This window comes from Archangium lipolyticum, assembly GCF_024623785.1.
Classification (GTDB): Bacteria; Myxococcota; Myxococcia; order Myxococcales; family Myxococcaceae; genus Archangium; species Archangium lipolyticum.
Window position 1 is genome coordinate 206,980 of record NZ_JANKBZ010000016.1, and the last position, 14,483, is coordinate 221,462.

Below are 14,483 nucleotides of genomic sequence, written 5' to 3' on the forward strand. Positions count from 1 at the left end.
AGCGCTCCGGGCGGAGCACTACAGGTTGGACCAGTAGGTGATGCAGTACCAGGTGACGGCACCGTCCACGCGGCGCGGGTAGCTGGTGAGGTTGGTCCACTTCATGTTCTTCAGGCGCGAGACGCAGTCCGCTTCGCCAGTGCCGGTGGCCATCACGGAGGGGTCCTGGTCCGTGGCCCAGTCGGAGGTGGCGTAACGCCACGCACTGCGGATGGTGGAGCCGCTCTGCAGCTCGTCGGCGTAGTCCTCGCCCACCTCGTTGGTGGTGATGCCGTCGTAGAGCTTGCTCCAGCTCCCCGTCACGAAGCGCAGGCCCCCGCGGAAGGTGTTCTTCCACCGGGAGATGAGCTTGCCGTCCCCGTGGTAGAGCGTCTCGCACGCGTAGGTGGACAGGAGGCTCAGGCCGGTGGACTCGTCACCCAGGCGCATGTTCTTCGTGTTGGCCAGCGAGTTCTGGTCCCACATCGCGTACACCGCGCCGTCCGACCACGCGCCACCATGCGTGTTGAGGAAGACGTGGTCCACCGTCTCCACCAGGGAGCTGTCCAGCGAGTTCTCGATGTAGGGCCTGGCGCCCTTGAGTCCGTAATAGAAGGACTGGGTGTCGGTGTCGTTGAGCTCGTCGTTGAACCAGCTGCAACGCTCGTAGGACTGGGGCAGCGTCTTCTGCCAGCCGTTCTGGTAGCCCTCGGTGCACAGGGTGCCGAAGGTGCGGCCCACGGCCTGGGCCACCTGGCCCGTGGCGGCGGCCTCCACTTCGGGCTGCATGTCCAGGGACTCGGCCGGCCCGCAGGCCGTGAGGCCCAGCGCGGCGGTGGTGCACAGCAGCGACAACCCTCTCCACTTTTCAATGTGATTCATTGCTCGTTCCTCCGTGCGGTGGCCTCCCCGCCACCGCTTCGTGCCTTTCGGCGGAGAGAACGAGCCTCGGGACGGATCTTCCCGGGGATTTTCCGGAGGGATTCCCGGCGCCGTTCACGGAGCGTCGGTCCGCGTCAGCGGGAGGCGGTTCAGGAGGGGGCGCCCGTGAGCGAGACGGGCCGTGGACCGAAGCGGTTGCGGCCGGGCTCGCCCTTGGAGAGGCCGACCCAGAGCAGGAAGGCGATGCCCACCAGGAGGCCCAGGGCAATGAGGGCCATCCCGGCCACGGCGGCGCCCATGGGGGCGGCGTTGTCGTTCTGCACGTTGGTATTGGCCTCGATCATCCTGGCCATGCTCCTGGTCCTCGTGGAGAGGGCGAAGCAGATGCCGCTGACGATGAACGGCGCCAGCATGAGCCAGGCGCTCTTGCCCATGTCGTGCAGCCGCTTGGAGTGGATGCAGATCTGCGGCCAGACGAGTAGCAGGCCGAGCAGCTGGCCGATGAAGGGGATGATCTGCAGCACGGTGCTCGCCACCATGACGATGAGGAAGCCAATCCAGAAATCGCGCCGGCCGATCCGGCCCTCCGGCGTCAAGAAGAGCGTCTTCCAATCCATGAATGCCTCGGTGGGAGTCGGTGGTCCGGGGCAACCTATTGCATCGACACCTGTTGGAAACCAGCGATAACCTGCGCGTATGAAACGAGACTTGTCGCCGGAGCTTCCAGTGGCTTCCAGACCGGCACCGACTCAACTCAGCCGCCCCCAGGCGGTGGCCATGCTCATCTCGGGCCTGGTCCTCACGAGCGTGCTGGTGACCGTGCTGTTCTACTCGTCGGGCTTGTCCGACTGCTTCGCCCTCTTCAAGTCGTCGGTGGCGCGCATGACGGAGAACCCGGTCCTGCGCGCGGAGCTCGGCGAGCCCGTGGAGCGTGGCTGGTTCTACAACTTCAAGATTGGCGGCTCGGGCCTCACGGGCCACGCGCGCTTCACCACGAGCTTCGTGGGTCCGAAGGGGAAGGTCGAGGCGAACATCCTCCTCGACAAGCGCGGCGGCATCTGGGAGCACGCCTCGTCGGAGCTGTGGCGCGAGGGTCAGCGTGAGCCGCTGCTCACGTTCCACGGGCGCGAGGTGAAGGCGTCGAGGTGAAGCGCGTTCCCCCGGGGGGGGCCAACCGCCGGAGCCCGTGGACCCCGGCGGTTGCTCGGCGCGCTCAGGGCGCGTTCGGGTCCGAGCCCACGCCCTTGAAGGGATTGAAGGTGTACGTGGTGGAGAAGCGCGAGGACGGGCTGAAGTAGTACGCCGCGAGCTTCGCCGGGTCGGTGGCGATCTCCCCGCGCTGGATGGAGCCGTCGTTGCCGTCGTCCCAGCCCCAGGGCGCGTTGGCCGAGTTCGTGGAGCAGAGGCCCGCGATGAGGCCGCAGCCACCGCTGGTGTCGCCGCGGAACGTGCCCTCGGAGGCGAACAGCTCGGAGAGGCCGCGGCGGGCCCAGAAGCCCTCGGAGCCGTAGATGTCGATGAGCTTGTAGCGCACGTCGGAGTCGGTGGCGGACGAGGGCTCCTCGGCGGTGGTCAGCGAGGGGTAGTACTTCACGCCGTCGCCGACGATGTCATAGGCCGGCCAGGCCTTGAGGCCGTGGCCCTTGGCCTCCTGCGCGGTGATGGGGTGCTGGACGCCCTCGAAGGTGGCGAAGGACAGCTTGCCATCGGACGACTCGGCACCCGAGGTGATGGGGCTGCCATCCGGCAGGAACGAGAAGAAGTCCTTGTGCGCCACGGTTACGGCGCCGATGAGCTTGCCGTACTCCGTCCCGTCGCGCTCCACGATGAGCAGCACGCCCTCGCCATCGTTCTCGTGCTCGGTGTCGAAGATGGTGTCGGACCAGTCACGCGGGTGGAAGAAGGTGTAGACGATGTACCAGTGCGAGCTGGTCTCCACGACGGAGTGGTAGGCATGGGCGGTGAGCGGCTTGGAGGCGGCGTTGTCCCAGTTGTTTGTCCCGCTCCAGTCGCCATCGAAGTCGATGCGGGAGATGTAGTCGGCGCGGCCATTGAGGCTGTGCGAGCCCGTCACGTCCACGTCCTGGTAGTGGATGGGAGCCCAGCGCTTGGCGAGGGCGGCGCGGAAGGCCGTCGAGCCGACGCCCGTCGCGAGCGCCTCCTGGGTCTCCCCGGTGGTCTCTTCCAACGACGAGCTCGGCCCGCAGGCGGACAGCAGCATCACGGCGAATGGAACGACAGTGCGGCGGATGGATCGCATCAGTGGCCCTTCCTTTCAGGCGCACCACTAAATGACTCTCATTCGACGGGGTAAACCGTTTTCCGGGTGTAACCTGCTTTTTACATTTTTACGCCGGATGGGGTGCTTCGTGGCGGGAACTCTCCGGGCCGGTGACGAGTCAATGACGTCGGCGGGCGCGGTTCCAGTGTCAGAGTCAGATGAACCCACGTTGGAAAGGTGACTGCCATGCCTGCTTCCGGTTGTGCGAGGGCCAACGCCAGTGGCCATTTCACCTGTGCAAGCCGAGAACGTGACGCATGAACGAAGAGACAGATTGGGAAGAGCTACGAGGGTTGGCGGAACAGCTCGAGAGAGGCCAACCCCTGGAGCTCAGTGCGCCTCTGTGCGATCTCTTGCGACGTGTGACGCGGCAAGTGGCTCTGTCGGATGATGAAGCTGAACAGGGTCTCCGCTCACCTTCAGACGCGGCAGCTCTTGTAGCGAAGATTTCTCGACGAATCCGCGTAGGCTCTCGGCGCCTGTCCCGCGCCATCGTGGATGCCAGCCGTCGCCAGGAGGCCGGGGATATACAGGGCGCGCGGAAGTTGTTCGAGGACGTCCTGGCCGTTGAGGTCGTGCCGCTGTACCGGGAGATTGCGCAAACACAATTGAATGCGTTGGAGGAGTAGCGCCCGGCTCCCATCAAACGGCAGCTACTCCTACGCCGGATCGGCCTCGCCGACGCGCTGGATGAAGTAGTGCAGCTCCAGGTACTTCCGGCCGAAGAACCACATCTCGTGGCGGGCCCTCAGCACCACCGCCGGGTCGTCGCAGGGCGGTTCCGTCGCGGGCGTGCCCCCGGCGCTCCACACCCAGATGGTCTCGTTGAGGGGCAGCCGCAGCGGGAGCAGCGGGTTGGCCAGGTACACGCCCTGGTCCCCGCCCGGTGCCTCTTCCTGCGCGCACGAGGTGAGCCGCAGCCCCGTGCCTCCCGGCGCGTCATGGTCCAGCCGCAAGATGCTGGTCATGTTGGAGAAGGGCAGGGGGAAGGCGATGTTCATGTACCGCATCGCCCCGGCCACGTGGCTGGAGTAGGCGGCCACGTAGATGGGGCTCCCATCGCTCTCGTAGGTGCGGATCCACCCGCGCACCCGCTCGCGCCCGTCCGCCCCGTCATCCACCGCGACGATGGCGCCCTTCACCCCGTGACGCTGGAGGTTCGTGGCGCTCGGCAGGACGAGCTGCTGCACGTGCCGCGCGAACCACCCCCACAGCCGACCGCCGAGCCGGAAGCCGGGCTTCCAGTCCGGGACGACCCAGAGCGTGTAGCTCGCGGTGTGCTCGTAGAAGCGGCGGACCTCGGGGTCCACCCGGAGCGGGTCGAAGTCGGGACGCGCGTACTCGGAGAAGTCGTCCACGAGGCCGGTGGGCTGGCGTCCATCCGGTGGCGCGAGACGCTCGAAGAAGCGCGGGCCCGTGCGCCCGCGGGAGCTCAGCCGGCTGAACACCACGCCCGCCACGTTGGCGCGCGAGGCGGGATTGAGCAGGCGCAGCCCGAGCACCCCGAGCCCCACGAAGCCCAGGGCGTTCAGCGTGCCGTGGAAGCGGAGCATGGTGGGCAGCGCCACGAGGCTCGGGCGGAAGAGGCCCCAGAGGACGGCGAGCGTGGTGGAGCCGAGCACGGCGAGGCCCGAGCCCACCAGCAGCCAGCGGCCCACGCCCCCGGAGCGCACCCGCGAGGCGCCCACGAACAGGAGCCCCGCCACCCCGGGCAACAGGAGCATGTAGAGGGACACGCCGAGCACCTCGAGGACACGGTTGCCGGCGATGCCCGCGGCGAGCAGGGGGAAGGCTCCCATGAGCCCCACGGCGGGGACGGGATGGAGCCGCCAGGCGCGAGGCGCGGACGCGCGGTGGTGCCAGAGGAGCCGGCCGAGCAGCCCCACGAGGAGCAGGGCTCCAAAGGCGGCGAAGTGGAAGTGGATGGCGGTGAGCAGGACCCAGAGGCCCTGGAAGCCCAGGAAGGAGAAGTCACCCAACCAGGCGAGCATCCAGACGGCACCGCCCGGGAGGAACAGCAGGGCCACGTCGAGGGCCAGCTCCTCCACGAGGAACGCGCTGCGTCCGGCCAGCCGCGCGAGCCCGTGCAGCGCGGCGCAGGCGGTGAAGAGCAGATAGGGCAGGCCCAGGGCGAAGCGGACCTGCCAGGGCGGCTCCAGGACGAACGCTGGCACGAGCGCCAGGGCCCCGATGGGCAGGAGGACCCGGGCGAGGGTGTAGAGCCGGGAGACGCGCCCGGAGCGCACGGGGACGGCGGTGAGCGGGAGGCCCAGCGGGACGAGCACGAGGGGCGCGAGCAGGAAGAGCGTCTGGGCCAGGAGGAACTCGTGGAACCCTTCCGTGGCCCACCGCCACCCCAGAAGGATGACCCAGATTCCCCCTCCCACCGCTGTCCCGCGCGTCATGGCTCACAGCATACGCGGGTCACGGGCTCCAGGAGTGGACCTCGAGCCAGTCGATCTGGAACAGGGCCTGGCTCACGGTGGGCCAGCGGTTGTTGTACACGCTGAGCATGAAGCCCACGTACATCTGCTCGTCCGGAATCTTCGCGGGGTCGGTCACGGTGCCCCAGACGACGCCGTCGACCTTGTAGACGAGCTTGTTGGGCGTCCACTCGACGCTCCACTCGTGCCAGTCGGTGCCGGCGGCCCAGTCGGGCGCGGTGTGCGTCTCCCAGGCGTCGCTCGGGCCGCAGCCGTAGTGCGTGAAGGCGCCCATGGGGGTGCGGTCGCCGTCGTGGTTGGCGTCGAAGTCCTCGAACCAGTCCAGCTCGCAGGGATGCGACTGGCTGTAGGTGCCCTGTCCCGGCCTCGGCCACAGCAGGGCCGCCAGCGTGACGTCCGGAGCGCGGTCGACCCGCAGGCGGGCCACCACCTTGCCGTAGTGGATGAACGGCGCGTTCCCCCGGTTCAGGCTCGCCCAGCCCGTGGTGTAGCCACCCCAGTTGCGGAACGCGAGGTTGAGGTAGCCATCGCCCACCCAGGTGTTCTCGTTCGTCACCCAGCTGTTCTGGTATTGGAAGCCGCTGTCCGGGTTCCAGAGGGACAGGTCCAGGGGCGCGTTGAAGTCCTCGCGGTAGATGCGGGTGAAGGTCCCCGGCACATCCCCGCCCGTGCCACCGCCCGGATCGCCACCCCCGTTGGGGTCGATGAACTCGACGGTGAAGGTCTCCCAGCCCTGCGCCGAGCCGGCCGCGCAGGTCAGGGTGCCGCCGCCGCCATTCAGGGCCGCGCAGTAGGAGCCATTGAAGGCCTTGAGGGCCACCTGGTCTCCCGTGTGGATCTTCCCGCCCTGGTGCCAGTTGTTGAGCTTCTCGACGGTGAAGGTCTCCCAGCCCAGCTGGTTCGTCGTGCTCGCGTTGACGACGCCGCACGAGGTGTCCCCCAGGTCCCAGCTGCCGCCACAGGCGGACTGCAGGAAGTGGGTGCCATCGTTCGCGCGGAAGTTGACCTGGCTGCCGTGCCACAGCTCCCAGGACTCGCTCTGGTTGAAGACATCCAGATACTCCCAGTCGTCGGGGCGCGCGCCCTGGACCTGGACGTCGGCGCCACCGCCATTCATGGCGGAGACATAGACGCCGTTCATCGACTTCAACACGATTCTGCCATTGGGAAGACCCGAGGCGGCTCGTGCCTGGCTCGATGCCAGGAAAAGGCAAAGAGCGCTCAGGAGGGAGCACGGCAAAGACAGCCGCCAGCGGCCGGAGGTACGCATGACCATGAAGTTCCTTGAGGTGAGAGTCTTTCCGATCGGGCTTTCCCTGGTAGTAGGAACTTGCTTGGGAATCAAATTACAAGATTCCGAGACCGCCCGGCATTGAACACTACAGGGCGGCGTGGATCGGAGGCCGGCGAGCGGCCCAGGGACGGGCCCGCTCGAGCTGGGCCGCGAGGCGGAACAACGTGGCCTCGTCACCCATGCGGCCGGCGAACTGGACACCGATGGGCAGGCCCTCGCTCCAGTACAGCGGCACCGACATGGCTGGCTGGCCGGTGAAGTTGAACAGCGCGGTGAAGGGGCAGAAGGAGAAGATGCGCTTCACCCATTCCTCGGCGGTCATGGGGACATTGGCGTCCACCACGCCGAGCTTGTACGGAGGCACGGCCACCGTTGGCGTCAGCAGCAGGTCGTAGTTGGTGAAGAACCGGCCCACCGCGCGTGAAATCTGGTTCATGGTCGCGAACGCGAGCTGCAGGTCGGTTGCCTTCAGGCCGCGCCCGTACTGGACCGTGGCCCAGGTGGTGGCCTCCAGCGTCGCTTCCGGGGAGCGCCCGGTCGCGGCGGCCATGCCCTCCACCCAGATGGCCAGGTTGGAGCTCCAGATGACCAGGTTGGCGTGGTCGAACCCCGAGGTGTCGAACTGGGGCGAGGCCTCGACGACCTCATGGCCCAGCTCCAGACACAGCCGCGCCGCGTCCTCCACGGCCGTCACGCACTCGGGGCTGACGGGCACTCCGGTCGGGGGCACCCGGGAGAGGGCGATGCGGAGGCGTCCCGGCTCGCGCTCCAGCTCCTTCAGGTAGGGACGCTCGGGCGCTTGAATCTGGTACGGCTCTCCCGCGTCCGGGCCCGCCGTGGCGTCGAGCATGGCCGCGCTGTCGCGCACCGAGCGGGAGACGACGTGCTCGATGCCCAGCCCGTTCAACCCATCGGACATGTCCGGTCCGAGGGGCGTGCGGCCCCTCGTGGGCTTGAGGCCGAAGACGCCGCACAGCGAGGCCGGGATGCGGATGGAGCCGCCTCCATCGTTGGCGTGCGCGAGGGGGACGATGCCGGCCACCACGGCCGCCGCCGCGCCTCCGCTGGAGCCGCCGGTGCTGTACTCCGGATTCCACGGGTTGCGCGAGGGCCCGTGGAGCAGCGGCTCGGTGGTGATGTTGAAGGCCATCTCGGGGGTGTTGGTGCGGCCCACGGGGACGATGCCCGCTCGGCGGAAGCGGGCCATCAGCTCGGAGTCGTAGGGCATGACGAGCCCCTGGGCGAGCCGGCTGCCCATCTCACACGGGAGCTGGGCGGCGTGGAGGACGGCGTCCTTGATGAGGAAGGGTACTCCGGTGAAAGGCCCGCGAGGCAGACCTCGCGCGAGCGTGGCCTTCGCCTCGTCCACCAGGGGGGAGATGACGGCGTTGATGCGCGGGTTCACGTGCTCGATGGCCGCGAGCGCGGTCTCGACGAGCTCCCCGGGGGTCACCTGTTCGCCGCGCACGAGCTCCGCCAGTCCGAGTCCGTCGTACTGTGTGTATTCGTTCAGCTTCATGGCCTGGGGTTTCCTTTCGCGAGTGCCCGGGGATTCAGCTGAGCCCGAAGGGCGGGCCGGGCGCCAGAGGGGGTGCCGTATTGAAACGCGCGGGCTACCTTGGGTCGAAGGTGTGGCACCCTGCCCGGCCTTCACGCTCTCCCTGTGTGGTGCGAATGCGCAGACTCCGCGGTCATCCCTCTCCAGAGACTTCAGGCGACACGAGGACGGGGTTCGTCCGGGTACGGGGGGCGCGCGAGCACAACCTGAAGAACGTGGACGTGGAAATCCCCCGGGACGCGCTGGTCGTCTTCACGGGGGTGTCCGGGTCGGGCAAGTCCTCGCTGGCCTTCGGGACGCTCTACGCGGAGGCGCAGCGGCGGTACTTCGAGTCCGTGGCGCCGTACGCCAGGCGGCTGATCGACCAGGCAGGCGTACCCGAGGTGGATTCCATCGACGGACTGCCCCCGGCGGTGGCCCTGCAACAGCACCGGGGCGCGCCCACGACCCGCTCGTCGGTGGGGAGCGTGACGACGATCGCGAACTCGCTGCGCCTCCTGTACTCGCGAGCGGGGACGTACCCGCCGAACCAGCCGCACCTGGACTCGGACGCGTTCTCGCCGAACACCCCGGCGGGGGCGTGTCCGAACTGCCATGGATTGGGCCGGGTGTACGAGGTGACCGAGCGCTCGATGGTGCCGGATGACTCGTTGACCATCCGAGAGCGGGCGGTGGCGGCGTGGCCGCCAGCGTGGCACGGGCAGAACCTGCGCGACATCCTGGTGACGCTCGGTTACGACGTGGACCGCCCCTGGCGGGAGCTGCCGCAGAAGGACCGGGAGTGGATCCTCTTCACGGAGGAGCAGCCGACGGTGCCGGTGTACGCGGGCTTCACGCCAGCGGAGACGCGGCGAGCGCTCAAGCGCAAGGAACCGCCCAGCTACATGGGGACGTTCACGAGCGCCAGGAAGTACGTGTTGCAGACGTTCGCCACGACGCAGAGCGCGCTGATGAAGAAGCGCGTGTCGCAGTACATGGTGAGCGGGGAGTGCCGGCTGTGCCAGGGCAAGCGGCTGCGGCGCGAGTCGCTGTCCGTGACGTTCGCGGGGCTGGACATCGGCGAGCTGTCGAGGCTGCCGCTGAAGCGGGTGGCGGACATCTTGAGGCCGGCGACGGACGGGACGGCCCCCGGGGCGGCGAAGCTGGCGCGGGAGCACCCGGAGAAGGCGCTGGTGGCCGAGCGGATCGCGAAGGACCTGCTGGCGCGGATCCAGGTGCTGACGGAGCTGGGGCTGGGGTACCTGTCGCTGGAGCGCAGCACGCCGACGCTCTCGCCCGGGGAGCTCCAGCGGTTGCGGCTGGCCACGCAGGTGCGCTCGAACCTGTTCGGCGTGGTGTACGTGCTCGATGAACCGTCTGCGGGACTGCATCCAGCGGATACCGAGGCGCTGCTGAAGGCGCTCGACCAGCTGAAGGGCTCGGGGAACTCGCTGTTCGTGGTGGAGCACGAGGTGGACGTCATCCGGCACGCGGACTGGGTGGTCGACGTGGGACCGGCCGCGGGCGAGAAGGGCGGGCAGGTCCTCTACAGTGGTCCGCTGGAAGGGCTCGAAGCGGTGGAGGCGTCGCAGACGCGGCGCTACCTCTTCGGGGCCGGGGAGACCGTGCCACGCCGCACACCGCGCTCACCGAAGGGGTGGCTGCGGCTCGAGGGCGTCACCCGCAACAACCTGAACGGCCTGGATGTTGGATTCCCACTGGGCGTCTTCACCACGGTGACGGGCGTCTCCGGCTCGGGGAAGTCGAGCCTGGTGAGCCAGGTGCTGGTGGAGCTGGTGGCCGAGCAGCTCGGGCAGCAGGTTGCCGAGGACGAGGAGGAGGGTGAGGAGCTGGAGCGCACCGTGGTGCTGACCACGGGAGGCCGGATCACCGAGGGGATGGAGGGCATCAAGCGGCTGGTGCGAGTGGATCAGAAGCCGATCGGACGGACGCCGAGGTCCAACCTGGCGACGTACACGGGGCTGTTCGACAGCGTGCGCAAGCTCTTCGCGGGGACGAAGGCGGCACGGGCCCGTCACTACGACGTCGGGCGCTTCTCGTTCAACGTGGCGAAGGGGCGTTGCGAGACGTGCGAGGGCGAGGGCTTCGTGAGCGTCGAGCTGCTCTTCCTGCCGAGCGTCTATGCGCCGTGCCCGACGTGTCACGGTGCGCGCTACAACGCGAAGACGCTGGAGATTCAATACCGGGGGAAGAACATCGCCGAGGTGCTGGGGATGACGGTGGACGCGGCCCACGAGTTCTTCGCCGAGGATCCACAGGTGTTGCGCTCGCTGAGCGTCCTGCGGGAGGTGGGCCTGGGTTACTTGAGGCTGGGCCAGCCGGCGACGGAGCTTTCGGGCGGAGAGGCGCAGCGGATCAAGCTCGCGACGGAGCTGCAAAGGGTGCAGCGAGGCAACACGCTCTACATCCTGGACGAGCCCACGACGGGATTGCATCCAGCGGATGTGGACAAGCTGATGGCGCAGCTGGATGGGCTGGTGGAGTCGGGCAACACCGTCATCCTGGTGGAGCACGACATGCGAGTCATCGCGGCGAGCGACTGGGTCATCGACATGGGCCCGGGAGCGGGTGATGAGGGAGGCCGGGTGGTGGCGTCTGGAACGCCCGCGGAGGTCGCCACCGCGTCAGCGAGCCGCACGGCGCCATTCCTGGCGCGTGTCGTGGGTTGAGTTTCCCGCACGGAGGCCAGTGGAGTGGGGGGCTGCCGGTGATGGAGTTCTTGACCCATCAGAGGGCGTGTGGTCCGGTCCTGACGCCGCGTCACTCTGCGTGGCGCTCGGGTGCGGGACCGGACGATGAACACGCTGACGAAGTTCTCGATCAAGAAGTTCAGGAACGTTGCTCCGACGACCCTCGAGTTCCGCCCAGGCCTCAATGTGCTCCTCGGCAAGAACGCGGCCGGAAAGACGACCCTTCTTCGCTTGTTGTCTACCGCGGTGGGCGCTCGAAGCGAAGCTCTCGATGAGGATGTGCTTGATGTGAGTTACCGCGTCTCCGGCGGGTCGCTCGACTTCGAGCACACGATCAAGAGAGTGCGGGGCAAGGAGCCGGCCCTTTCTCTCGACCCGGATCGACCTGTCAGGGAAGAGCTCACCAGCATCCAGCAGACCGACTCATTCGTCTTCGAGAAGGATGGCGGGGTCGTCATGAACGCCGAGGTGTTCCCGAACGAAGTCCTGCTCGACAGGGCAGGCAAGCGGAGTCGTATGGAGCTGCGGTCTCGGAGGGCACCTTTTGCCGCGCTCTATATGGCGCTGGTGACGGATGAAAGGGACTCCGCGTTGACGCAGCTGGCGAACGCGGCTTTTTCAGCGCAAATCAAGAGCGCGGGCCGCATGGATGAAAGCCTCGAGCGATTCAACACGTTGCTCGGCTTGGATGTGAGAAGGGAAGAGTCTTCCGCGGGTAATCGCTCTACGTGGAATCTCGTGGCAACTCCGCGATCGATTCTCAAGACGTTGAACTCGATCTTCTCGAAGATGACACTCGAGGAAACATCGACGACGTTTCAACTGGAATTTCTCGAACGGGCTGCGCGCGTGCTCGGTTATGACTCCGCGAATGCGCGCTTCGATGTCGAGCGGCTCAGTCCAGAGCCGAGCCGGCGAATCGTACGCTTGAGCAATCTCCGGTTCTTCTTCAAACGGCCAGGCGAAGAGGTCTCACATGACCTGCTCAGCTACGGTCAAAAGCGATTGCTCGCTTTCTTCGCCCACGCGGACGCATCGGAAGATCTGATCATCGCGGACGAGCTCGTCAACGGCCTTCATCACGAGTGGATCCGGGCGTGTCTGGATGAAATTGGTGGACGGCAGGCTTTCTTGACGAGCCAGAACCCACTGTTGCTCGATTTCTTGCGGTTCGACAGCGTTGATGAGGTCCGTCGTACGTTCATTCTTTGCGAGCGCACCAGCGGTGATGCCGGTGCACAGCTCGTCTGGCGCAATCCCACTCTGGACGAAGCCGAGTCTTTCTTCCTGGCGTATCAGACAGGGATTCAGCGTGTCTCGGACATCTTGCTCACCAATGGGCTCTGGTGACACCTCATGGAAGCCCGGGCACGTATCCTCGTCCTGAGCGAGGACTCTGGTGATCAAGCGCAGCCGACGATCCAGAAGCTCTTGAAGGAGGCGCTCAAGCTCGTGGTGGAGGGCGCCGATTTGAATCCGAAGCGGATTCGGCTCGATCCCCTGCCGGAGAATGAGAGCGCGCGCAAAGCGGTTCGTGCCAATCAGTGGAAGGAACGGCCACCGACTCGGGAGACGATTCTTCTTCTCGGGCGGATCGCCGCTCAGTTGATGCAGTCTACGGGGTTCGTCGTCTTCCACTTCGATACCGACCGCGTGTGGACCGAGCGCCACGAGAGCGAGAACCGCCAGAAGTTCGAGGAGATCATCCGCGAGGGTGTGCGGCGCATCTTGCGTGGCGAGGCTGCTCAGCCCATCGATCCGCGCCCACGCCCAACGCTGACGGCCGAGCAGATCGAGGCGGCTCTGGAGCGTCTCATCATCCTGTCTCCCTGTTACAGCATTGAGTCCTGGCTCTACCAGGCAACGAAAGAGCTGCTCGAGTATTGCCGAGGGAGACACGAACGTGATGAGCATGTGCGGCTCATCGAGTCGTGGTCCGCGAACCGGGCGCTTCTCGACGACGTCCTGAAACCAAAGGACGATGTGCTGCCGTGCGTCGCTGACCACCACAACGAAGAGCTCGCCAAGACCTTTCCAGCTGAAGACGTGTGGTTCGCCGAGCGGTCGTTCTTCGAGTCCGTCGAGCGACTCCGCTCCTGCTCCGCGCTGGTCAAGGCGCTCGGATACGAATGAGGTGGTTACCCCGCCGATGGAAAAGATGGCGGAGCCTCCGTCTCCAGGCGGGTGACGTAGGGGGCGGGCTCGAAGCGGTCGGTGGTGACGAACCCCGCGGGCGCGGCCAGCAGTTGCGGCAGGCGGTTGAGCACCACGGCGCACGTGAGCGCGGGCGTCGCTGGCTGGCGGATGGTCACCGTCGTGTCGGGCTCGCCCCGGAGCGTCCACTCGTTGAGGTCCACCTCGCCCGGTGCGTAGATCTTCCCCACGCAGTGTGTCTCGATGACCGGGCCCTCGTGCGTCTCCGTCACCACCACCGCCTTCATGCCCGTGGCGTGCCCGGCGGGAATCTCGCGGTCGAGGGTCGTCGAGCTCAGGGGCCCCGTGTGCGTGGTGGGCAGCAATTGCTGGCGCATGTCGCGCACGCGCCAGCCCAGCTTCGCGCACAGCCACTCGCTGGAGTTCCAGAAGTAGGAGGGCGCGCTGCTGGCGCCAATCTTCGCCGCGAAGGTGTCCGGGTCGAGTCCGACGCCGTGCTTCTGCGCCACCGCGCTCCCGTAGTCATCCGCGTTGTACTGCGTCAGCCCCACGATGCGGTCGATGCGGTGCGTGGAGCCGGCCAGCACCGTGATGAGGTTGCCTCAGAAAACGTCCTGGTAGCCCGAGCCGGTGATGGTGCACTCGTTGGCCTTGGCCAGCCGGTCCAGCTCCTCGGTCAGCGCCTTGGAGGTGGTCCAGGGATAGAACGCCTCCTCACCGATGGTGATGGCGTTGACGCCGTGGCGCGCGGCCATGCGCAGCGGTTCGGCCATCTCGCTCACCGTGCTGCGCGTGCACAGGATGCATACGTCGGCCCGCGCCTCGCGGAAGACGGCCTCGGCCTGCTCGGGATGGTGGATGCGCACACCCAGCGGTTTGCCCAGCCCGGCGACCTCCCCCGCGTCCTTATCTCTCCGTGCCGCGTTGTGGTCGATGGCTCCCACCAGCTCGGCGCCCTTCTCGCGCAGGGTGCGGATGAGGATCTGCCCCATCAGGCCGCAACCCCACTGGATGATCCGGATCGGTCTCTTGCTCATGCTCTGCCCCCATGGATGGTTCGAGAGCACATCTTCTCCTGAGCCATCCCCTCATATTGGACCGAAAACTTCCCGGAAAACGGGTTGTTCGGCCAGCAATTCAACGAATCGAGCCATCAAGGGCAGAAGCGTGTCTTCGGGCATCATGGGAATGGCCTGGTAGT

Annotated in this window: 13 protein-coding genes; 5 read left to right on the forward strand and 8 right to left on the reverse strand. The window is 66.9% G+C overall.

Annotated features, from left to right (window positions below):
• Positions 1-18 precede the first annotated feature (18 nt).
• Together NR810_RS30550 and NR810_RS30555 are read right to left on the reverse strand one after the other, a co-directional pair.
• Positions 19-861, reverse strand: coding sequence for a DUF6345 domain-containing protein (locus NR810_RS30550; protein ID WP_257457895.1), 843 nt, complete (start codon positions 859-861; stop codon positions 19-21).
• Between the two features lie 149 nt (positions 862-1,010).
• Positions 1,011-1,478 (reverse strand): DUF805 domain-containing protein, encoded by a 468-nt coding sequence (locus NR810_RS30555; protein ID WP_257457896.1) that lies wholly within the window; start codon positions 1,476-1,478, stop codon positions 1,011-1,013.
• A 160-nt stretch (positions 1,479-1,638) separates the two neighbouring features.
• Here NR810_RS30555 and NR810_RS30560 point away from each other — a divergent pair, with 160 nt between their 5' ends.
• Entirely contained in the window at positions 1,639-2,010 is a 372-nt protein-coding gene (locus NR810_RS30560) for a hypothetical protein (protein ID WP_257457897.1), read from the forward strand.
• A gap of 64 nt (positions 2,011-2,074) precedes the next feature.
• On the opposite strand, the gene NR810_RS30565 is transcribed toward NR810_RS30560, so the two are convergent.
• Positions 2,075-3,121, reverse strand: a complete 1,047-nt coding sequence (locus tag NR810_RS30565) for a hypothetical protein (protein WP_257457898.1) — start codon at positions 3,119-3,121, stop codon at positions 2,075-2,077.
• 278 nt (positions 3,122-3,399) lie between these two features.
• Here NR810_RS30565 and NR810_RS30570 point away from each other — a divergent pair, with 278 nt between their 5' ends.
• Positions 3,400-3,771 (forward strand): DUSAM domain-containing protein, encoded by a 372-nt coding sequence (locus tag NR810_RS30570; RefSeq protein ID WP_257457899.1) that lies wholly within the window; start codon positions 3,400-3,402, stop codon positions 3,769-3,771.
• 30 nt (positions 3,772-3,801) lie between these two features.
• Here NR810_RS30570 and NR810_RS30575 read toward each other — a convergent pair whose 3' ends face one another.
• The 3 genes from NR810_RS30575 to NR810_RS30585 all read right to left on the reverse strand — a co-directional run bounded on the left by NR810_RS30575 (position 3,802) and on the right by NR810_RS30585 (position 8,399).
• The gene (locus NR810_RS30575) at positions 3,802-5,547 is read right to left on the reverse strand and encodes a YndJ family protein (RefSeq protein WP_257457900.1); all 1,746 of its coding nucleotides are present in this window, start codon (positions 5,545-5,547) and stop codon (positions 3,802-3,804) included.
• A 19-nt stretch (positions 5,548-5,566) separates the two neighbouring features.
• A complete protein-coding gene (locus NR810_RS30580) occupies positions 5,567-6,739 on the reverse strand; it encodes a family 16 glycosylhydrolase (RefSeq protein ID WP_257457901.1) in 1,173 nt (390 codons plus the stop codon).
• 226 nt (positions 6,740-6,965) lie between these two features.
• Positions 6,966-8,399 carry an amidase gene (locus NR810_RS30585; protein WP_257457902.1) on the reverse strand — a complete coding sequence of 478 codons (1,434 nt, stop codon included), beginning with the start codon at positions 8,397-8,399 and terminating at the stop codon, positions 6,966-6,968.
• A gap of 155 nt (positions 8,400-8,554) precedes the next feature.
• Between NR810_RS30585 and uvrA the strand changes: the two genes are divergently transcribed.
• From uvrA to NR810_RS30600, 3 genes are all read left to right on the forward strand, one after another.
• Positions 8,555-11,107, forward strand: coding sequence for an excinuclease ABC subunit UvrA (gene uvrA / locus NR810_RS30590; RefSeq protein ID WP_257457903.1), 2,553 nt, complete (start codon positions 8,555-8,557; stop codon positions 11,105-11,107).
• 126 nt (positions 11,108-11,233) lie between these two features.
• Complete coding sequence (locus NR810_RS30595; protein WP_257457905.1) at positions 11,234-12,478, forward strand: AAA family ATPase; 1,245 nt, start codon at positions 11,234-11,236, stop codon at positions 12,476-12,478.
• 6 nt (positions 12,479-12,484) lie between these two features.
• Complete coding sequence (locus NR810_RS30600; protein ID WP_257457906.1) at positions 12,485-13,261, forward strand: hypothetical protein; 777 nt, start codon at positions 12,485-12,487, stop codon at positions 13,259-13,261.
• 5 nt (positions 13,262-13,266) lie between these two features.
• On the opposite strand, the gene NR810_RS30605 is transcribed toward NR810_RS30600, so the two are convergent.
• Both NR810_RS30605 and NR810_RS30610 read right to left on the reverse strand, forming a co-directional pair.
• Positions 13,267-13,869, reverse strand: a complete 603-nt coding sequence (locus NR810_RS30605; RefSeq protein WP_257457907.1) for a hypothetical protein — start codon at positions 13,867-13,869, stop codon at positions 13,267-13,269.
• Between the two features lie 15 nt (positions 13,870-13,884).
• Positions 13,885-14,319, reverse strand: a complete 435-nt coding sequence (locus NR810_RS30610) for a hypothetical protein (RefSeq protein WP_257457908.1) — start codon at positions 14,317-14,319, stop codon at positions 13,885-13,887.
• Positions 14,320-14,483 lie beyond the last annotated feature (164 nt).